Source organism: Shewanella yunxiaonensis, assembly GCF_018223345.1.
GTDB lineage: Bacteria > Pseudomonadota > Gammaproteobacteria > Enterobacterales > Shewanellaceae > Shewanella > Shewanella yunxiaonensis.
Window position 1 is genome coordinate 2,132,497 of sequence record NZ_CP073587.1, and the last position, 19,118, is coordinate 2,151,614.

Annotated in this window: 21 protein-coding genes; 8 read left to right on the top strand and 13 right to left on the bottom strand. The window is 47.9% G+C overall.

The genetic code is table 11. From position 1 onward, the window contains the following. Positions 1-26: 26 nt before the first annotated feature. From KDN34_RS09760 to apbC, 8 genes are read right to left on the bottom strand one after another with little or no spacing between them, the layout of a single operon-like run. Positions 27-353: a PilZ domain-containing protein gene (locus KDN34_RS09760; protein ID WP_212593615.1), complete on the bottom strand. Its 327-nt coding sequence runs from the start codon at positions 351-353 to the stop codon at positions 27-29. A gap of 9 nt (positions 354-362) precedes the next feature. Next, positions 363-1,289 carry a DNA polymerase III subunit delta' gene (holB, locus tag KDN34_RS09765; RefSeq protein ID WP_212593616.1) on the bottom strand — a complete coding sequence of 309 codons (927 nt, stop codon included), beginning with the start codon at positions 1,287-1,289 and terminating at the stop codon, positions 363-365. Then, positions 1,286-1,924 (bottom strand): dTMP kinase, encoded by a 639-nt coding sequence (tmk, locus tag KDN34_RS09770; RefSeq protein ID WP_212593617.1) that lies wholly within the window; start codon positions 1,922-1,924, stop codon positions 1,286-1,288. Before tmk ends, holB begins: the two co-directional genes overlap by 4 nt. Next, positions 1,924-2,934, bottom strand: a complete 1,011-nt coding sequence (mltG, locus tag KDN34_RS09775; RefSeq protein WP_212593618.1) for an endolytic transglycosylase MltG — start codon at positions 2,932-2,934, stop codon at positions 1,924-1,926. Before mltG ends, tmk begins: the two co-directional genes overlap by 1 nt. Beyond that, positions 2,931-3,764 carry an aminodeoxychorismate lyase gene (gene pabC / locus KDN34_RS09780; protein ID WP_212593619.1) on the bottom strand — a complete coding sequence of 278 codons (834 nt, stop codon included), beginning with the start codon at positions 3,762-3,764 and terminating at the stop codon, positions 2,931-2,933. The genes mltG and pabC overlap by 4 nt, the downstream gene beginning before the upstream one ends. A 9-nt stretch (positions 3,765-3,773) precedes the next feature. Next, on the bottom strand, positions 3,774-4,355 hold the full coding sequence (gene dcd / locus KDN34_RS09785; RefSeq protein ID WP_212593620.1) for a dCTP deaminase: 582 nt from the start codon (positions 4,353-4,355) through the stop codon (positions 3,774-3,776). A gap of 21 nt (positions 4,356-4,376) precedes the next feature. Further along, positions 4,377-5,015: a uridine kinase gene (gene udk, locus KDN34_RS09790; RefSeq protein WP_212593621.1), complete on the bottom strand. Its 639-nt coding sequence runs from the start codon at positions 5,013-5,015 to the stop codon at positions 4,377-4,379. Positions 5,016-5,021: 6 nt separating this feature from the next. Beyond that, positions 5,022-6,137, bottom strand: a complete 1,116-nt coding sequence (gene apbC, locus KDN34_RS09795) for an iron-sulfur cluster carrier protein ApbC (RefSeq protein ID WP_212593622.1) — start codon at positions 6,135-6,137, stop codon at positions 5,022-5,024. A 151-nt stretch (positions 6,138-6,288) separates the two neighbouring features. On the opposite strand from apbC, the gene metG reads away from it, so the two are divergent. After that, positions 6,289-8,331: a methionine--tRNA ligase gene (gene metG / locus KDN34_RS09800; protein ID WP_228730481.1), complete on the top strand. Its 2,043-nt coding sequence runs from the start codon at positions 6,289-6,291 to the stop codon at positions 8,329-8,331. Positions 8,332-8,384: 53 nt separating this feature from the next. Here metG and KDN34_RS09805 read toward each other — a convergent pair whose 3' ends face one another. After that, complete coding sequence (locus tag KDN34_RS09805; RefSeq protein WP_212593624.1) at positions 8,385-9,137, bottom strand: Nif3-like dinuclear metal center hexameric protein; 753 nt, start codon at positions 9,135-9,137, stop codon at positions 8,385-8,387. 208 nt (positions 9,138-9,345) lie between these two features. On the opposite strand from KDN34_RS09805, the gene KDN34_RS09810 reads away from it, so the two are divergent. Continuing rightward, positions 9,346-9,660 (top strand): hypothetical protein, encoded by a 315-nt coding sequence (locus KDN34_RS09810; RefSeq protein ID WP_212593625.1) that lies wholly within the window; start codon positions 9,346-9,348, stop codon positions 9,658-9,660. Between the two features lie 47 nt (positions 9,661-9,707). On the opposite strand, the gene KDN34_RS09815 is transcribed toward KDN34_RS09810, so the two are convergent. Next, the gene (locus KDN34_RS09815) at positions 9,708-10,175 is read right to left on the bottom strand and encodes an outer membrane lipoprotein (RefSeq protein WP_212593626.1); all 468 of its coding nucleotides are present in this window, start codon (positions 10,173-10,175) and stop codon (positions 9,708-9,710) included. 54 nt (positions 10,176-10,229) lie between these two features. Between KDN34_RS09815 and aat the strand changes: the two genes are divergently transcribed. Genes aat through infA form a run of 3 tightly spaced genes read left to right on the top strand, consistent with a single transcriptional unit; the run spans position 10,230 to position 11,938 of the window. Continuing rightward, positions 10,230-10,940 carry a leucyl/phenylalanyl-tRNA--protein transferase gene (gene aat / locus KDN34_RS09820; RefSeq protein ID WP_212593627.1) on the top strand — a complete coding sequence of 237 codons (711 nt, stop codon included), beginning with the start codon at positions 10,230-10,232 and terminating at the stop codon, positions 10,938-10,940. Then, positions 10,930-11,664: an arginyltransferase gene (locus KDN34_RS09825; RefSeq protein WP_228730304.1), complete on the top strand. Its 735-nt coding sequence runs from the start codon at positions 10,930-10,932 to the stop codon at positions 11,662-11,664. Before aat ends, KDN34_RS09825 begins: the two co-directional genes overlap by 11 nt. A gap of 55 nt (positions 11,665-11,719) precedes the next feature. Beyond that, a complete protein-coding gene (infA, locus tag KDN34_RS09830) occupies positions 11,720-11,938 on the top strand; it encodes a translation initiation factor IF-1 (protein ID WP_037439960.1) in 219 nt (72 codons plus the stop codon). A 141-nt stretch (positions 11,939-12,079) separates the two neighbouring features. Here the strand turns inward: infA and clpA are convergent, their stop codons facing one another. After that, entirely contained in the window at positions 12,080-14,338 is a 2,259-nt protein-coding gene (gene clpA, locus KDN34_RS09835) for an ATP-dependent Clp protease ATP-binding subunit ClpA (protein ID WP_212593628.1), read from the bottom strand. A 31-nt stretch (positions 14,339-14,369) separates the two neighbouring features. Then, entirely contained in the window at positions 14,370-14,678 is a 309-nt protein-coding gene (clpS, locus tag KDN34_RS09840) for an ATP-dependent Clp protease adapter ClpS (RefSeq protein ID WP_212593629.1), read from the bottom strand. A 353-nt stretch (positions 14,679-15,031) separates the two neighbouring features. Between clpS and cspD the strand changes: the two genes are divergently transcribed. Then, on the top strand, positions 15,032-15,238 hold the full coding sequence (gene cspD / locus KDN34_RS09845; protein WP_212593630.1) for a cold shock domain-containing protein CspD: 207 nt from the start codon (positions 15,032-15,034) through the stop codon (positions 15,236-15,238). Between the two features lie 105 nt (positions 15,239-15,343). Here cspD and KDN34_RS09850 read toward each other — a convergent pair whose 3' ends face one another. Continuing rightward, positions 15,344-17,569, bottom strand: a complete 2,226-nt coding sequence (locus tag KDN34_RS09850; RefSeq protein WP_212593631.1) for an NADP-dependent isocitrate dehydrogenase — start codon at positions 17,567-17,569, stop codon at positions 15,344-15,346. 269 nt (positions 17,570-17,838) lie between these two features. Here KDN34_RS09850 and KDN34_RS09855 point away from each other — a divergent pair, with 269 nt between their 5' ends. Both KDN34_RS09855 and KDN34_RS09860 read left to right on the top strand, forming a co-directional pair. Continuing rightward, positions 17,839-18,525: a pseudouridine synthase gene (locus KDN34_RS09855; protein WP_212593632.1), complete on the top strand. Its 687-nt coding sequence runs from the start codon at positions 17,839-17,841 to the stop codon at positions 18,523-18,525. Next, positions 18,522-19,019, top strand: coding sequence for an NUDIX hydrolase (locus tag KDN34_RS09860; RefSeq protein ID WP_212593633.1), 498 nt, complete (start codon positions 18,522-18,524; stop codon positions 19,017-19,019). Before KDN34_RS09855 ends, KDN34_RS09860 begins: the two co-directional genes overlap by 4 nt. The last annotated feature ends 99 nt before the right edge of the window (positions 19,020-19,118 follow it).

The following is a 19,118-nucleotide window of genomic DNA, read 5'->3' on the forward strand; positions in this document are numbered from 1 at the left end:
AAGCGAAGGGGCCCAAGAATATCCCGCTACATAGTGCAGGTCAAATCGCCGGAGGCAAGTTCTCGAGATAAGAGATTTTCGATGCGTTGCTTGTGTTCCTGCGCCTCGGACACAATTTTCACTCCAACACCCGCAGGCCGTCCACCGGAGGCACCTAACGGGTTGATCCACACCACAATCCCCTGAAATTCATTAATGCCCGTCGAGCCTGGCAAGCGATAGCCAATACGCATCTCCTGCCCTAGGAAATGGCCTTCAGTGGTAGTCACGAACAACCCTGCCGGTTGGATAAACGGCATATAGGCACGATATAACTGATGCAAGGTGTCGAAATTTACAATCAAATCAACCATAGGCTACTTTTATTTTTTCATTCTCTTGTATTCTAAGACATAACTTTGGCAAAGCGCCAGATAATTGACATTAGACATCTGCATAAGTTGCTGATTATCTCTCATCACCTGACCAGCGAGCTGTGCCAAATGCAGCTTAATTAACGGGTCTAATTGCGTTTGCTGTATCTCTTCCTGTAGCACTTGATATAACAGTTTTAATACATCAAACAGCTGCTCCACATTCAGATTACTAAGCTTTTGGCTCAAGTGACCGCTGCTCAGACTCTGTTGCCATGCGGTCTTAAGTTTCTTCAGCTCGGCAAAATACCCTTCTTTAATATACTCAGCTAACGTCAGAGCACCGCCAGCGACCGGCAAGCACCAGCTTATATCTTCATCAAGCTGCGGATATTGCTGTTGCAACCATTGTGTAATTAATTGAACCGAAGGCCGGACAATTTTTAACTGCTGACAGCGGCTGACAATGGTAGGTAACAACGCACCAGGGCGATCGCTTTGCAGTAACAGCAAGGTACCAGCACCCGGCTCTTCAAGCGTTTTTAGCAAAGCATTGGCAGCGGCTGTATTCATTCGTTCACACTGCAATATCAATGCCACACGATAGCCGCCCTGCTGTGCTGTCACATTAAGTGACTGACACAGACTACGCACTTGCTCCACTTTAATTTGGCTGCCATCTGCTTGTAACAAATGGAAATCTGGATGATTTCCAGCCACAAAGAGTTGGCAACTTTTACAGTGGCCGCAAGGCTGGCCAGATTGAGATGCGGTACAAAGTGATAACTGCGCCATATATTGACCCAGCCGCACACCGCCATCAGCTTCGGGTAAGGTTAGCAGTATTGCATGCGGCACCTGCCCCTGCTGTCGCTGGTGCACAAACTGTTGCTTCGCATCCCGTAACCAGGGCAAATCTAATAGCATCGCGCTCATACTCTTAAGTGCTGGTTTAATGCTGACAAAATATCTTCATGAACCTTTGGCAGCGGTTGATTGGCATCTATCACCACAATCGAATCATCTGCTGCTGCCAGACTCAGATAAGTCGCCCGGGCCCGCTCAAAAAAACTCAGCGCTTGTTGTTCGATACGATCTAATTCGCCACGGTTCGCAGCTCTGGCCATGCCGATTGCTGGCGGGATATCCAGATAAAGCGTCAAATCTGGCCTAAAACTGCCAAGAGTGGCTGCACTAATGGTCTGGACTAATGGCATTAAGCCTCGACCACCGCCTTGATAGGCTAACGAAGATAAATTGTGACGGTCGCCAAGAACCCAGTCTCCACCTGCTAATGCTGGCTTTATCACATTAGCGACCAGCTGTGCCCGCGCTGCATACATCAATAGGCACTCGGCTTCGTCACATAAAGGATCGGTGGCATCAGCTGTTTTAACCAAAGTACGGATTTTTTCGGCTAAGGGTGTACCTCCGGGTTCACGGGTACACACGGGTTCTTGTCCCACCAGCTCTGTAATAAATGCCTTTACCAATGCCATAGCGCTGGATTTTCCAGCGCCTTCAAGTCCTTCAATAACAATAAATTTTCCTGTTGAAATCTCAGCCTGCATTATTTTCTTCTTCTCTGATAACGATCTACGGCGCGATTATGCTCTGCTAAGGTCTCAGAAAATACGTGAGAACCATCATTACGTGATACAAAATAAAGATACTTTACATCGGCGGGATGTGCAGCAGCTAACAATGATTCCTTACCCGGGGCGGCGATTGGCGTGGGGGGCAGTCCCGGAATTCGATAAGTATTAAACGGGGTTTCCTGTTGCAGATCTTTTCGCGTGATGTTGCCATCAAACGCATCCCCCATGCCATAAATCACCGTAGGATCTGTCTGTAAACGCATCCCTTTGCGAAGCCGGTTAATAAATACCGCTGAAATCAAGCTTCGCTCGTCCGCCTTTCCGGTTTCTTTCTCAATGATTGAAGCAAGGATCAACAATTGATAAGGGGTTTCAAGCGGCAATCCTTGCTCTCGCCCATTCCAGATAGTCTGCAGTTGCTGCTGCATCATCTGATAACTTTGTGTCAATAAGCTGCTGACATCAGTTCCGGCGCGATATTGATAGGTATCAGGGAAAAATTTGCCTTCAGGTTTAGCCGAGGTATCCCCCTGCTGCTGCAGTACGGTGATAAAAGGCTGCGGGTCCATGCGTAAATGGGGTAACTGCTGCAAGTACTGTTGCCATTCCTTGACCGTTTTACCTTCCACCAACGTGAAACTGAAGCGTTTTTCATCCCCGACAACAAGTTTGGTTAACAGTGATAACGGCGTATCTCCAGGATTAATTTCATACAACCCTGAACGAATAGCGGTAAGTTGTGGTTGCCATTTACCGAGTAACTTCCATCGCCAGTCATATTGTAACAACCCCCGTTGTTGCAATTCCTGACCTAACCGATGATAAGAGGTACCATGCTCTAGCTGTAATTCTTGTGGCATATCCAGTACCAGTGCCGAACGGCTAAACTGCTGCAATTGCTGATAACCCCATAAGCCCAAGCCTAACAACAATGTCAGTACGGTAAAAAATACGGCAACCGCTACCAAGATCCATTTTTTCATAACTGAATAGCGAGATTTTCCCTTAATTGTGCACTACCCGGCCAGACGGCAAAATGGTATGAATCAGCAGCGATAACATCCACAGTGCCTAACAAACTGTTGCTGATAAATAAATGTGAGACCCGAGCAAGCCAGTCATAAGTGACAGGCACCACTTGGACATGAACGCCCATGGCTAACAAGGTCATAATGACTTGTTGCCGCATTACACCCGAGACACCGCAGTTATTCATTGCTGGCGTTAATGCCTGCCACTGGTCATTTTCATCTTGAAACAGCAAAAACAGATTGGCCATTGAGGATTCCACCAGCCATCCATCCGTATCGCAAACCAGCCAATCGTCACAATCTTCATCGAGCGCGTAACTTTTGATTAGCACCTGCTCCAGGCGATTAAGATGTTTTATGCCTGCCAGTAACGGTTGCTTGGCCAGCTGGACAGTTGATGTCTGCAACTTGATGCCCTGTTGTTGCCAGGAAGTGTAATGCACGGGTATAGGACTGACACTGAGCACTTCGGTGATTTGTGGCGCGGTTGGCGGAGCGTAACCACGCCCACCAACACCTCGACTCAGTTGTAGTTTTAAGCAATGACGGGGAAAACGGCCAGCAGTGTCAGTCAATAACGTCAGTAAGGTTTCTGATGGCTGCCAGGAAAAACCCAATCTTGCCGCACCATCAGTAAGGCGTTGCAAATGACATGAGAGAAACTGTATCGCACCAGCTCCATCGACAGCCATGGTAGCGAATAAGCCATCACCATAGGTGAAAGCACGATCACGGACATCGATTGTGTCAGCTGGTTTGCCGTTTACCCACACCGAACCCATAAAGGAAGATCAGTCCTGGCTGATACGGCTGGCAACCGCATCCTGCTGATCTTTGTACTTGGCATTTTTACGTGCGTTATAGGGTTTAGCGACTGGATGATTGAGCTTATCGAAGTTCAAGGCACCAATCGTCATCATTGGCCGTAACGCTAACGGCAATTTACCACTGTTAAAAAATTCGAGGACAATTTTACCTTTCCAACCCGGATCAATACGATGAGCCGTAACATGTACCATCAGACCGAGCCGCGCAAGCGATGAACGGCCATCGAGCCAGCCAACAATATCTGCCGGCAGCTGCACACTTTCATAGGTCACAGCGAGCGCCAATTCTCCTGGATGCAGAAAAAAAGCCTGACCATCGGCGATGTCAATTTGCTCGCTCATCACACTGTCCAGCGCTGCCTGAACTTCTGCTTTGGGGCCAGACAGGTCGATATAGGCCGCAGTATGATCTTTAAATACGCGGAACTGATGACCAAGCCGCACATCCACACTGACACCACTGATAGCGTCACTGGAAGGGCGTGGCTCTATCACAATACTGCCTTCATCAAGGCTCTGTTCTATTTCGATGTCCGTTAATCTCATTTGGCCCTGTCTCCCGGGTCTTTATCTGGAAAGTAAATGCTGAATACGTGTTTTCAGAATATCGGTGGCAATGCGGTTTTTACCGCCACGAGGCACAATAATGTCTGCATATTGTTTTGACGGCTCAATAAATTGCAGATACATCGGCCGCACGGTGTTCTGGTACTGCGTCAGAACTGACTCCATGGTCCGGCCACGCTCTTCTACATCTCGGCGTAAGCGCCGGATCAGACACACGTCCAGAGGTGTATCCATAAAAACGCTGGCATCCATCAACTCTCGCAGCCGAGTGTCGGTCAACAACAGAATACCTTCGAGAATAATGACCTTTTTCGGTGTCATCAACAACGACTCCCCTGTGCGAGTATGTTCAACATAACTGTAACAGGGAATTTCGACCGGCTTGCCATCTTTAAGATTTTCTAAGTGACGCGCCAGCAACTGATGATCTAGCGCTTTGGGGTGATCATAATTGGTCAACACCCGCTGTTCCATCGGCAGATGGCTTTGATCACGGTAGTAGCTATCTTCGCTAATCACCCCGATTTCGTTAGTCCCAAGATCCCGGCACAACTCCTCGTAGATGGTTCTTGCTATGAGGCTTTTGCCAGACGCCGAAGCGCCGGCAATGCCAATTATCACACTGTGAGTAGAGCTCATTCTGCTTTATTCTTCCTCAGAAATCGCAATAGATACAGTACTTTGTTGCTGCTGCAACGCCAGTCCGGCGGCGACTTTGCGAGCAATGTCGCGATAGATACCGGCAACCTCACCATCGACGTCAGCGACGACGGTCGGCACACCGTTATCCATATTTTCGCGAATGCTACCATTTAACGGTAATGCGCCCAACAATGGCACGTTATAACGCTGCGCAATGCGAGAACCACCTTCGCTACCAAACGGATATTCTTTGTGACCGCATTCAGGACACAAGTAGAAACTCATGTTCTCTACTACACCAAGCACTGGAATATTGACCTTTTCGAACATCGAGATGCCTTTTTGTGCATCGGCTAACGCAATGTCCTGTGGTGTAGTGACAATCACCGCACCGCTAACCGGTACTTTTTGTGACAGAGTCAGCTGAATATCGCCTGTGCCTGGCGGCAAATCGATCACCAGATAATCCAGATCCTGCCATAAAGATTCATTCACTAACTGCAACAATGCACCGGCTGCCATAGGACCACGCCACACTGCGGCTTCATCACCAGAAAGCAAAAAGCCAATACTCTGCGCACTGATACCATGTGCATTAGCGCAAGTCATGTGTTTACCATCAGGTGACAATGGGCGGTAATCGGTGATCCCAAGCATCATCGGCACTGAGGGGCCATAAATATCCGCATCCAAAATACCGACATTGGCACCTTCAGACGCCAACGCCAACGCTAAGTTGACTGAAGTGGTCGATTTACCGACACCGCCTTTACCTGAGGCTACTGCAATTACTTGTTTCACATTAGGAATAGGTGGAATACTGCCACTGGCAGAATAGGACTTCACACTAAAGTCCATTTCGGCTTCAACTTCTTCAATACCGTCAATTTTGGCGAGTTCCTGAGTCAGGGCCATCACGGTATCACGATATTGAGTTTCACATGGGTATGGATATACCAAGCCTAATTGTAGCTGAGTGCCATTCATTGCCAGCTTGGTAACGCAGCCCGCATCGACCAAGCCCTGTTTCAGGTACGGATCCTGATAGGCATTGAGCGTGGCAAGTACTGGACCGAGAAGTTCGTCGCTAAGACGATAGTCCTGAGATGCAGAAGACAAAATATAATCCCTTTGAGATAAAGTTGATCAAGTGTACCAGATATTATCCGCTGATTTGGAATAGATTTAGCCCATCAAGCTCACACCATGATGAAAATGGCGCAGGGATCGGTTAGTATCTAGGCCATTATTTTTAGGGCCCTTTAAACAGATCAGAAACAAGATGTCAGATTCGAAACGCAAGATCCTCGTTACCAGTGCATTACCTTACGCAAATGGCTCCATCCATCTGGGGCATATGCTTGAACATATTCAGACCGATATCTGGTCACGCTTTCAAAAATTGCGTGGTCATGAGTGCTATTACATCTGCGCCGATGATGCACACGGCACCCCCATCATGCTTAAGGCCCAGCAGATGGGGATCACCCCAGAACAGATGATTGCCGACGTCAGCAAGGAACATCAGGCGGATTTTGCCGGATTCAATATTAGCTATGACAACTATCACAGTACTCATAGTCCTGAAAACCATGAAATCGCCAATGAGATCTATCTGAAATTGCGAGAAAATGGTTTTATCAAACAGCGCACTATCAGTCAGCTGTATGATCCGGAAAAGCAGATGTTTCTGCCGGACCGTTTTGTTAAAGGCACCTGTCCGAAGTGTAAGGCTGAAGGCCAATATGGCGATAACTGCGATAATTGCGGCGCAACCTATAGCCCAACCGAGCTTATCAACCCACGCTCTGCAGTTTCTGGTGCCACTCCCGTACTGAAGGAATCCGTGCATTTCTTCTTCGATTTACCGGCATTTGAAGACATGCTGAAGAACTGGACTCGCTCTGGTTCTCTGCAAACAGAGATTGCGAATAAACTGAACGAATGGTTCGAACAGGGATTGCAACAGTGGGATATTAGCCGCGATGCGCCCTATTTTGGTTTTGAAATACCCGATGCCCCCGGCAAATATTTTTACGTTTGGCTGGATGCGCCTATCGGTTACATGGGCTCGTTTCGGAATCTGTGTAATAAACGTCCAGAACTGGATTTCAATGAATTCTGGGGTAAGGATTCTACCGCAGAAGTCTATCACTTCATCGGCAAGGACATTGTGTACTTCCACAGTCTGTTCTGGCCGGCCATGCTCTATGGGAGTGGCTACCGCCAACCAAATAGCGTATTCACCCACGGTTATGTGACCGTGAATGGCGCCAAGATGTCAAAATCGAAAGGGACCTTCATTAAGGCGCGTACCTATCTGGAGCACCTGGATCCTGAATATCTGCGTTATTATTACGCGGCAAAGCTGTCAAATGGCATTGACGACCTTGATCTTAACTTGGAAGATTTTGTCAGCCGGGTCAACGCTGATTTGGTGGGCAAACTGGTAAACCTCGCTAGTCGTACCGCTGGTTTTATTACCAAACGTTTTGATGGCAAGTTAGCTGCGGTTAACAATAGCGCATTAAGCAACACATTCTTGGCCAAGGCCGATGTGATCGCAGAACTCTACGAAAACCGTGAATACAGCAAGGCGATTCGCGAAATTATGACACTGGCGGATTTGGCAAATGCTTATGTAGCCGATGAAGCGCCATGGCAGCTGGTAAAAGCTGACGAAACCTTAAGTCGCGCACATGAAGTATGCTCCAACGCCATCAATCTGTTCCGTATTCTGGCAACCTATCTGAAGCCAGTGGTGCCTAGGCTGGCAGCTGACGTTGAAGCTTTCCTTGGACTGGAACTGACCTGGGATGGCTTAACGCAGGATCTGGCCGGACATGCCATAAATCCATTCAAGCCTATGATGCAACGTGTCGAACTGGACAAAGTGAATGCGATGGTAGAAGCCTCCAAAGAAAACTTGCAAACGGCGGCAGCGCCAGAAGTTCAAGCTTCACCATTGGCAGATGATCCGATCAGTGCAGAAATTGCTTACGATGATTTTGCAAAAGTGGACTTGCGTATCGCACTCATCAAGCAAGCTGAACTGGTGCCAGAAGCTAGCAAATTGCTGAAACTCCAATTAGATATCGGCGGAGAAACCCGTCAGGTTTTTGCGGGTATCAAATCTGCTTATAATCCAGAAGACTTGGTTGGCAAACTCACCGTAATGGTAGCGAATCTGGCTCCGCGCAAGATGCGTTTCGGCATGTCTGAAGGCATGGTGCTGGCAGCAGGTCCCGGCGGTAAAGATCTATGGATATTAGAACCGCATGAAGGCGCCCAACCGGGTATGCGCGTGAAATAATATTCGAAAGGCCGCAATCTGCGGCCTTTTTTAATCATTATTCTGGCAGACCACTACACCGGATTCGCAATATCAATGAACGTGTGTTCTAAGCCAAATTGCTGCGCCAAGTGCGCCCCTAATGCCTGAATGCCATAAAGCTCGGTTGCATGATGGCCTGCAGCATAATAGTGGATACCCTGCTCTGCCGCGCTGTGGAAAGTACGCTCCGATACTTCACCACTGATAAACGCATCTACGCCAAGTTCATAAGCCTGATCGATATAATCCTGCGCACCGCCAGTGCACCAGGCAACCGTACGGATATCTTTGCGCGGTGCAGGTAGATGCAAGGGTTTACGTCCTAACTTGGCGGCTATCCATTCGGTGAAAAGCTCAGGGGACATACTATGCGGGAGATAACCTCGCCACAGCAATTCCTGCGGGAGCGAGCTTACCGGAGCCGCCTCTTGTAATCCGAGTTGCACCGCTAAAGTGATGTTGTTGCCGACCTGCGGGTGGGCATCTAATGGCAGGTGATAACCGAACAGGTTGATATCATTCACCAGCAAAGATTTTATCCGTCGCCGTTTCATTCCAACCAATACCTGAGGTTCGCTTTTCCAGAAAAAGCCGTGATGTACCAATATTGCATCCGCCTGGCAGGCAATAGCCGCGTCTATAAGCGGTTGACAGGCAGTCACCCCGGTGACGATACGGTTTATCTCAGATTTGCCTTCGACTTGCAGACCATTGGGAGCGTAATCCCGAAATTTATCGACCTGTAAAAATTCCTGCAAATATTGCTGTAACTCTGACCGCTGCATCTGTTCATCCGGTTAAATAGGTTTGCATTATGGTAGCACATGCCTGGTTACTACTCGCAGTAGCACTAAAGTATCTGCCATTCTCAATGGTTAAATTCAGTAACTTTTCCAGCAATTTTCGTTACCAAATTGGACATTTCTGCAATTTGCCCGATAAAATTACTCACAAATGCCAACATTCACTATCGAAAAAGACGGATAGAATCGTATGACAACACTCACCAAAGAAAATGTAATCAGCCAGTTGGAAACGTTGCTCAGTGCCAAAGAAGGCAAACAAGTTACCGTCGAACAAAGTGGCAGCTGGTACAAAATTGATGGCGGGAAGTCCGTACGCTTTAGCGAATTGGAACAGATGTTGGCAGAAAGTGCCGTGGTTCCCGCAGTTAAACCACCGGCAAAAACTGCGGCAAAACCAGCCAAGAAGGTTAAACCTGCCGGCAACGGTGGTAAGACACCAAAAGAGATTTGGCGTGAGAAATTGTCAGCCAATCCCGGCAATCAACTGCCTCGTGGCTTCTAATCCTGATTTTGTAAATAAAAAGGCGCTAATAAGCGCCTTTTTATTGATTACATGGCTTTATCAACCCGTACGCTGCCCTTTAGGTAAACAACCCGGACTTCATCACCGGGATTGAATGGCATTCCTGGATCTTTGTCCTGGATGATCATCACCTGAGTGTTGTCTTCCTGACGGATCATCAGTTCAATAAGCTGTGTTTGACGATAATAACTGCCGCTACCACTGTTACTGCCAATCCCGGCACCCACAATTGCGCCTAATACCGTAGCGACATCACGCCCATTTCCGCTCCCGAACTGATGACCAATCACGCCACCGAGTAATGCACCACCAAAGGTACGCCAACCGCTGTTTTTATCCTCTACCAGTTGCTGTTGGGTGATATCTCTTACCGATATCACCGAACCATACAACACCTTCTCGACAGGCACTGCTTGGTTACGGTCGTAACCAGCCTGTGCTGACACCATGAATAAGGTCGATAACACAAATACACTGAATAATGTTTTCCACATAGCCGGATTTCCGCTAATTTAATAGGTAAGCCCGTCAATTAATAATACGCAATCGTGAACTCGCTGTCCTTCATTAATAACACCATGGAACCATTTCCATCTCCGGAATTGGCACTGAAGGATCCCAATGGCTTACTGGCCATCGGAGGTGATCTGCATCCTCAACGTTTGCTGAACGCCTATTACGAAGGGATATTCCCCTGGTTTAATCAGCATGATCCCATTCTGTGGTGGTCACCAGATCCTCGGGCGATATTTATTCCTGGTAGTGTGAATATTGCCAGAAGCTTACGCAAATACCTGCGTAAACAGCCTTGGCGTATCACGATAAATCACGCATTTGCTGATGTTGTCGCCGGCTGCGCTATGCCGCGTAAGGGACAGGATGGCACCTGGATCACCGGGGAAATCCGACTTGCCTACCAAGAGCTACATCAAATGGGGCGAGCACACTCATTTGAAGTCTGGCAAGGTGAACGATTGATTGGCGGATTATATGGACTGGACGTGGGCCAGGTATTTTGCGGCGAGTCGATGTTTCATCGGGAAACAAACGCCTCAAAAGCGGCATTTATCGCATTGCACCAACATGCTCTCGCAAAAGGTTACAAGTTGATCGACGCCCAGGTGATGAATCCACATCTGTCTTCTTTGGGAGCCAAGTCGATTGAGCGCAAACAGTTTTTGGAGCTGCTTTACCGTTACCGTGATGGAGAAGCAATGCCCGGAAGCTGGGCAGCAAGTGAGGTCAATCTTGAACTCTGAGCCGCAGACAGTTGCTGTAGGCATTACCCCCCCCTTCAGCTGCAGTTACTTCGCTGAACGCCAAGAACAGTTAATTGTTATCCAACAGGAACTGTTACAACTGCCGTTATACGAGCGACTACTCGCCATGGGATTTCGTCGTAGTGGTGAAGCGGTGTACCGTCCGCATTGTCCGGGATGTCAGGCTTGCCAGTCGTTACGTATCCCATTAGCAGATTTCAAGCCATCTCAACGCCAGAAACGCACACTGGCGCATAATCAGGATTTAGACGTCCGGATTACCGACAGCTACCAGGATGCACACTATGCGCTATATGACCGCTACATTCGCACTCGTCATCAGGATGGCAGCATGTATCCGCCGAGTCTGGAACAGTATCAGCATTTTCTGAGCAGTCAGTGGTTACAGCCGCGATTTATAGAACTCTTGCTCCATGGGCAGTTAGTCGGCGTCGCAGTCACGGATGTTTTACCCAACAGTCTGTCGGCCGTTTACAGTTATTTTGATCCGGATATGGAGAAGCGTTCGCTTGGCAGTATGATGATCCTCACTCAGTGCCGCTTGGCACAAGAGTGGCGTAAACAGTACCTTTATTTGGGATATCAGATAGATAATCATCCGAAGATGGATTACAAACGGCTATATCGCCCCTATGAAATCTTAACGGAACAAGGCTGGGAAAAAAGCGATTGTCTGGCCTCTCACCCTTTACACACTCGGTAATTTGCGGCATGATACGGCGGTTTTTTACCTACCAGGCTAACAGGACAATTTATTAATGGCGAAAGAAGACAGTATTGAGATGCAAGGAACCATTTTGGAAACCTTGCCAAATACAATGTTCCGGGTTGAATTGGAAAATGGTCACGTTGTGACTGCTCATATCTCCGGTAAAATGCGTAAAAACTACATCCGAATTCTGACCGGTGACAAAGTTACAGTTCAATTGACTCCATACGATCTGAGCAAAGGCCGCATCGTATTCCGCGCACGCTAATCATCTTCTTCATCGACGACCTGGCACTATAGCTTGGCTATATGTGTTACTGGCAGGTGTTTTCCTGCGATTGCCTGAAGTACCGGATTTTCGTAAAAAAATGGCTGCTAAAAGCAGCCATTTGCATTAATGCGTTAGAGGTTATGAAACCTTTTCTAATTCATCAATTTGAATATCGAGTTCCCCATCTTTGACATCCACTCTAGCAACGCCACCGGCCTCGAGTTTGCCAAACAGGATCTCATCAGCCAAAGGCCGTTTAAGCAGATCTTTGACAACTCGCGCCATAGGTCTGGCGCCCATGGATTTGTCATAGCCCTTTTCAGCCAACAGCGTCCGCGCTTCATCACTAACTTCCAGCGTAACGCCCTTCTGATCCAGCTGTGCCTGTAGTTCTACCAAGAACTTATCGACCACCTTCGCAATAATGGTCATATCCAGACTGTTGAACCAGATAATGGCGTCCAAACGGTTACGGAACTCAGGTGAAAAGATACGATTGATTTCTGACATCGCATCAGAGCTGTGATCCTGCTGTTTAAAACCAATAGACTTACGCACGGTTTCCTGAACCCCGGCGTTGGTTGTCATCACCAGCGTAACATGGCGGAAGTCTGCTTTACGTCCATTGTTATCAGTCAGTGTGCCGTGATCCATTACCTGCAACAACAAGTTATAGATATCCGGGTGGGCCTTTTCGATTTCATCCAGCAATACCACGCAATGAGGATTCTTGATAACGGCATCGGTCAATAGTCCCCCTTGGTCAAAGCCAACATATCCTGGCGGAGCACCAATTAAGCGAGAGACAGTATGACTTTCCATGTACTCGGACATGTCAAAACGTACCAACTGCAAGCCAAGGCATTGTGCCAACTGATTAGTAACTTCGGTTTTACCCACGCCAGTAGGGCCGGCGAACAAGAAACTACCAACAGGCCGATTTTCGTTGCCTAAACCACTACGCGCCAGTCGAATGGACGCGCTCAGGCTTTCGATGGCTTTATCCTGACCAAATACCACCATCTTCAAATTACGCTCAAGGTTTTTGAGCATATCTTTTTCGGTGGATGATACAGATTTTTCTGGAATCCGCGCCATCTTAGCAATAACCGCTTCAATCTCCAGTTCACCAATGGTTTTCTTGCGCCGACTCTGGGGCATCATCGCCATACGGGCACCCGCTTCGTCGATCACATCAATCGCCTTGTCTGGCAGATGCCGATCGTTGATATGGCGATCCGACAATCTCGCAGCGCTAGCCAGTGCGGCATGTGTATAGCGCACGTTGTGGTGCTGTTCGTAACGAGACTTCAGACCTTCGAGGATCTTGGTGGTTTCGTCCACACTTGGTTCAACAATGTCCACTTTCTGAAAGCGGCGCGCTAATGCCCGATCCTTTTCAAAAATACTCTGATATTCCTGGAAAGTGGTGGAGCCCATACAGCGCAAACTGCCTGAAGACAATAAGGGCTTCAGCAGATTAGAAGCATCCATTACGCCACCAGACGCCGCTCCCGCACCAATAATGGTGTGAATTTCATCGATGAACAGAATAGCATTTTGATCAGACGTCAGTTCCTTTAATAAGTTCTTGAATCTTTTCTCAAAATCACCACGATATTTAGTGCCTGCCAGCAGTGCACCCATGTCCAAAGAATAGACAGTTGCGTCCTTGATAATTTCCGGAACTGCATTGTTGACAATTCGATAAGCTAAACCTTCAGCAATGGCGGTTTTACCAACCCCTGCTTCACCCACCAGCAGTGGATTGTTTTTACGACGCCGACAGAGGATCTGAATTGAACGTTCAATCTCGTTATCACGTCCAATAAGCGGATCAATTTTGCCTTGCTGCGCCAGTTCATTGAGGTTGCTGGAAAACTGTGACAGCATGCTGCGTTCTTCTGGGGCATCAGCCTGCTCTTCCACATTTTCCTGGGCAGGACTGTTGTCACTCTCTTCGTTTTTGGCAACACCATGAGAGATATAATTCACAACGTCCAGCCGCGTCACGTCATATCGACGCAGCAGGTAGACCGCTTGTGATTCTTGCTCACTGAAAATTGCTACCAGGACGTTAGCACCGGTCACTTCATTACGGCCAGAGGACTGCACGTGAAATACCGCGCGCTGCAATACCCGTTGGAAACCGAGCGTTGGCTGGGTTTCACGATCGTCTGCAGGGTCGGTAATAACCGGGGTAGTTTGCGCGATAAACGCGGCCACATCTTCCCGTAACTTTTCAATATTGGCACCACAGGCCAACAGCGCATCCCGAGCTGCGGGGTTATCGATAAGTGCCAACAACAGATGTTCTACGGTCATATATTCATGCCGTGCATCCCTGGCTTGCTGAAACGCCAGGTTCAAGGTCACTTCCAAATCTTTGTTCAGCATACGCACCCCCTAACCACAGTGATAAGCTTATTTACGCTTTCTCTAACGAACACAGTAACGGATGTTGGTTTTGCCTGGCAAATTGATTTACCTGAGCCACTTTGGTTTCGGCAATCCCGAACGGATACAGTCCACATACTGCTTTACCCTGATGGTGCACCATCAACATCAGATCGGTAGCCTCCTGTTCATTTTTACCGAAAAACAACTGGATAACTTCTACAACGAAGTCCATCGGCGTGTAATCGTCGTTATTCAAAATTACTTTATACATTGGAGGTGGTTGCAGCTCCTGCGCGATACTGCTTTCCAACTGCTCAATTTGACCGCTTTTACTCATGCTTAAATACTAGCCTCTGTCCACTGACCTTACCAAATAACTGGGGCAGTGACGTGCTTGAAAAATAAATTTGATCTTGCTCTCACTATAACGCGCTTCTGACAAAATTGTCTAAGCCCATTAGTAAACAAATATGGTCAACCACGACCGCATTCAATCCCTGATATCAATACAATAGTGTATGTCATCGCGACATAGTTTAAAGTTTGACCGATTCCATTGTTGATTTTTTGTTAATTTAACGCTTGACTTCCCATGCAACTGCTTACATCCTGTACAGCGAGTGGTGAGCAGTCAGCTCAATTTTGTGCTGATTGTTTGAGTGGGATGCAGACATAGAAGGAAGTAGATGTATGGCAAGCGGAACTGTTAAGTGGTTCAACAACGCCAAGGGATTCGGGTTTATCTGCCCTGATGAAGGTGGTGAAGACGTATTCGCGCACTATTCAACCATTGACATGGATGGTTATCGCACATTAAAAGCTGGCCAGCCAGTTGAATTTGAGGTTGAGAAAGGTCCAAAAGGCATGCATGCCTCGTCCATTTCTCCCGTCAAATAACGAAATAAAAATTATAAAGTAAAGGCGGGTTAACCCCGCCTTTTATTTTAGCTATTGTTGCTAGGCCCGCGACTGCGACTCACACCGCAGTCGTTCAATACAACCTTAAGCATCCATTACAGCATTCAGTGTGGCGCTTGGGCGCATCGCCGCAGAAGCCAACTGATGGTCTGGTCGATAGTAGCCTGCCATTTCAACCGCACTTCCCTGCACACCATTCAGTTCTGCCACAATCTGCTCTTCCTTAGCGATCAAGGCATCCGCGATTGGTGCAAAATGCTGCTGCAATGCAACATCCGCATCCTGTGCCGCCAGCGCTTTCGCCCAATATTGTGCCAAGAAATAATGACTGCCGCGGTTATCCAGTTCTCCCACTCGGCGTGAAGGTGACTTGTTGTTATCCAGGAATTCCCCAATGGCTTGATCCAAGCAATCTGCCAGCACCTGAGCCTTAGCATTACCCGTTGTCTGACTCAAATGTTCCAGAGATGCTCCCAGCGCCAAAAATTCACCCAGCGAATCCCAACGCAAATGGTTTTCTTCAACAAACTGCTGCACATGTTTAGGCGCACTGCCACCCGCCCCCGTTTCAAATAAACCACCACCATTCATCAACGGCACAATAGATAACATTTTGGCGCTCGTCCCCAACTCAAGGATTGGGAACAAGTCGGTCAGATAATCACGTAATACGTTACCTGTAACGGAGATAGTATCTTTACCGGCTTTCATACGAGTTAGCGACAAATGTGCTGCGGCTTTAGGTTCAAGGATCTGAATATCCAGACCACGGGTATCTTCTTCAGGCAGATACGCTTTTACCTTAGCTATCACTTGCGCATCATGGGCACGGTTCTCGTCTAGCCAAAATACCGCTGGGGTATTGGACAGACGGGCACGACGTACTGCCAATTTTACCCAGTCACGGATGGGCGCATCTTTGGCCTGACACATACGCCAGATATCACCCTGCTCTACTTCATGCACCATCAATGCTTCGCCAGCGGCATTGAGCACTTTCACCACGCCAGCGGCAGGAATTTCGAAAGTCTTGTCATGGCTGCCGTATTCTTCTGCTTTTTGTGCCATCAAACCGACATTAGGAACAGTACCCATTGTCGCCGGGTCGAAAGCGCCATGTTCTTTACAGAAGTTAATCGCTTCGTCGTAAACTCCCGCGTAACAACGATCAGGGATCATTGCTTTGATATCATGTAGTTGACCATCAGGCCCCCACATTTTGCCACCGGCACGGATGGCAGCAGGCATTGATGCATCAATAATCACATCACTTGGTACATGCAAGTTCGTAATGCCTTTGTCGGAATTGACCATCGCTAACGGAGGTTGTGCTTCATAAACCGCAGCAATGTCAGCTTCAATCGCGGCTTTCTCGGTAGATGGCAGTTCCGCAATACGGGCGACTACGTCACCAAAACCGTTATTAACATCGACACCAATGGCTTTAAAAGTGTCCGCATGTTTGGCAAACAATGCCTTGTAATAGGCTTTAACGGCATATCCGAAAAGTACTGGATCAGATACTTTCATCATTGTCGCTTTCAAATGCAGCGATAACAGCACACCTTCTGCTTTTGCCGCAGCAATCTCTTTTTCATAGAACGCACTCAATTCGCGCACATTCATTACCGAAGCATCAATGATTTCACCGGCGAGCAATTTCAGACTCGGCTTTAACGTAACCTTGTTACCGTCATTCTGTTCCAATACGATTGATACCGTATCAGCAGCCGGCATCGTCACTGACTTTTCACTGCCGTAAAAATCCCCATGGTCCATATGCGCGACATGAGACTTAGAATCCTTGCTCCAGGCCCCCATAGAATGAGGGTGTTTACGTGCATATTGTTTCACCGAGGCTGGTGCTCGGCGGTCAGAGTTCCCTTCACGCAATACGGGGTTTACAGCACTGCCTTTAATTTTGTCATAACGAGACTTAACGTCTTTCTCTTCGTCATTTGCAGGTTCTTCCGGGTAATCCGGCAGCGCATAACCCTTAGCCTGTAATTCTTTAATACAAGCTTTTAGTTGTGGGATGGAAGCACTGATGTTCGGTAACTTGATGATATTGGCTTCAGGGGTGGTCGCCAGAGCACCAAGCTCAGCCAAATGATCGTCAATACGCTGTTCTGCGGTCAGGCGCTCAGGGAATGCGGCAATCATACGGCCAGACAAAGAGATATCGCGAGTTTCAACATTGATGCCGGCGCTTTTGGTGAAAGTCTTGATTATCGGTAGCAGGGATAGGGTCGCCAACGCAGGCGCTTCATCTGTTTCCGTATAGATGATGGTGGGAGTTTTATCGGTCATTTTGGGTCCTACGTTCGTTTGCTTGAAATAGAGACAATTGCTTCCCGTTTTAAACTGCTGTCTCGGTTACCAATAAAATGCCTTTCTATCAATAAATCCGACAAGCGGTTCGACTCACCAAAAACGGGTCTTAGATCACATTTTGGCGAACATCATAGAGCATTCTGCACAAGATTCAAATTCCGTAAGCAGCTTCAATCCTTAGACGATTGTCGCAGGTATGTTAAGATCTGCGTCATAGTACACCTCCTGAGTTACCCGCTAGCACAATGAAACCCCGTGACCGTCGTTCGCCGTCTTCTATCAATAGTGTACGTCCAACTACCTCAAGCGCCTCAAGCAAACACCACCGAGAGATTAAAGCGGCGCTTTCGCTCGAGGACACCAAGGTTTTATTGTTCAACAAACCGTTTGACGTGTTGTGCCAGTTTACCGATGAAGGTGGTCGTAAAACCTTAAAAGACTTTATAGATGCACCGGGCGTATATGCTGCCGGAAGGTTAGATCGCGACAGTGAGGGCCTTTTGTTACTCACCAACAATGGCAAGTTGCAAGCAAAACTGACCGCACCGCAACGCCATACCTTCAAAACCTATTGGGTACAGGTTGAAGGCGACGTGAGTGAAATAGCACTGGAACAATTACGCCAGGGCGTTGAATTAAAAGATGGTATGACACTGCCCGCCCAAGTTAGAAGAATTGAGCCGCCAGTAATATGGCAACGCATACCGCCTATACGCGAACGTAAATCAGTTGCAGATTGCTGGCTGGAAATAAAAATCCGCGAAGGCCGTAATCGCCAGGTTCGCCGCATGACTGCGCATGTTGGTTACCCTACGCTACGGCTAATCCGCTACGCCATTGGCAATTACTCGCTCGATATCAATGGTCAACGCCTGGCAAACGGAACTTATCTGGAATTGACACCACAGCAGATTGAGGCACTTTGGCAATGAGTAATATTGCAGTCAGGGACAAAGTCAGATACCGGCCTAATGTAACGGTTGCCTGTGTTATCGAGGCCGAAAACAAATTTCTGATGGTAGAAGAATGGATTAATGGCGAGCAAAAATTTAACCAGCCTGCAGGACACTTAGAGGCCGGAGAAAGTCTTACCATGGCCTGCGCCCGGGAAATTATTGAAGAAACCGGTTTAGCGCTGCAACCACAGCAATTACTGCGCATAGATCAGTACAATGCCAATGCCGAACTAGCATTTCTGCGCTTCACTTTCTGCTGCCAACTGCCCGCATGTCACAGTGCAGCCCCGCAAGATGCCGACATCACGGCAACACACTGGCTTAGTTTTGACGAGATTTGCGCCTTGGGGAGTAAGCTACGTAGTCCGTTGGTCGCCGAAGTGATCCGCAGTTATCGCCAAGGACCGCGTTATGACCTGGAATTGTTAAATTGGCAATTCCTGGCATTAGCAGGTGGCGTTAAGCCGTGATAGAATACGCGACCAATTATCCGGGTTAACTGTTGCCAGATTGCCATCAACTCATTGAGCGGCAAGCAGCTTTCCATTGCTACTTTAATTATGTGGTGA

Coding starts and splice junctions, on each gene's coding strand:
- KDN34_RS09860 (WP_212593633.1), top strand. CDS start 18,522: ATGAGTAATATTGCAGTCAGGGACAAAGTCAGATACCGGCCTAATGTA.
- clpA (WP_212593628.1), bottom strand. CDS start 14,338: ATGCTGAACAAAGATTTGGAAGTGACCTTGAACCTGGCGTTTCAGCAA.
- infA (WP_037439960.1), top strand. CDS start 11,720: ATGGCGAAAGAAGACAGTATTGAGATGCAAGGAACCATTTTGGAAACC.
- KDN34_RS09760 (WP_212593615.1), bottom strand. CDS start 353: ATGGTTGATTTGATTGTAAATTTCGACACCTTGCATCAGTTATATCGT.
- KDN34_RS09805 (WP_212593624.1), bottom strand. CDS start 9,137: ATGCAGCGGTCAGAGTTACAGCAATATTTGCAGGAATTTTTACAGGTC.
- KDN34_RS09850 (WP_212593631.1), bottom strand. CDS start 17,569: ATGACCGATAAAACTCCCACCATCATCTATACGGAAACAGATGAAGCG.
- dcd (WP_212593620.1), bottom strand. CDS start 4,355: ATGAGATTAACGGACATCGAAATAGAACAGAGCCTTGATGAAGGCAGT.
- mltG (WP_212593618.1), bottom strand. CDS start 2,934: ATGAAAAAATGGATCTTGGTAGCGGTTGCCGTATTTTTTACCGTACTG.
- KDN34_RS09855 (WP_212593632.1), top strand. CDS start 17,839: ATGAAACCCCGTGACCGTCGTTCGCCGTCTTCTATCAATAGTGTACGT.
- tmk (WP_212593617.1), bottom strand. CDS start 1,924: ATGCAGGCTGAGATTTCAACAGGAAAATTTATTGTTATTGAAGGACTT.
- pabC (WP_212593619.1), bottom strand. CDS start 3,764: ATGGGTTCGGTGTGGGTAAACGGCAAACCAGCTGACACAATCGATGTC.
- KDN34_RS09815 (WP_212593626.1), bottom strand. CDS start 10,175: ATGTGGAAAACATTATTCAGTGTATTTGTGTTATCGACCTTATTCATG.
- udk (WP_212593621.1), bottom strand. CDS start 5,015: ATGAGCTCTACTCACAGTGTGATAATTGGCATTGCCGGCGCTTCGGCG.
- cspD (WP_212593630.1), top strand. CDS start 15,032: ATGGCAAGCGGAACTGTTAAGTGGTTCAACAACGCCAAGGGATTCGGG.
- clpS (WP_212593629.1), bottom strand. CDS start 14,678: ATGAGTAAAAGCGGTCAAATTGAGCAGTTGGAAAGCAGTATCGCGCAG.
- holB (WP_212593616.1), bottom strand. CDS start 1,289: ATGAGCGCGATGCTATTAGATTTGCCCTGGTTACGGGATGCGAAGCAA.
- KDN34_RS09810 (WP_212593625.1), top strand. CDS start 9,346: ATGACAACACTCACCAAAGAAAATGTAATCAGCCAGTTGGAAACGTTG.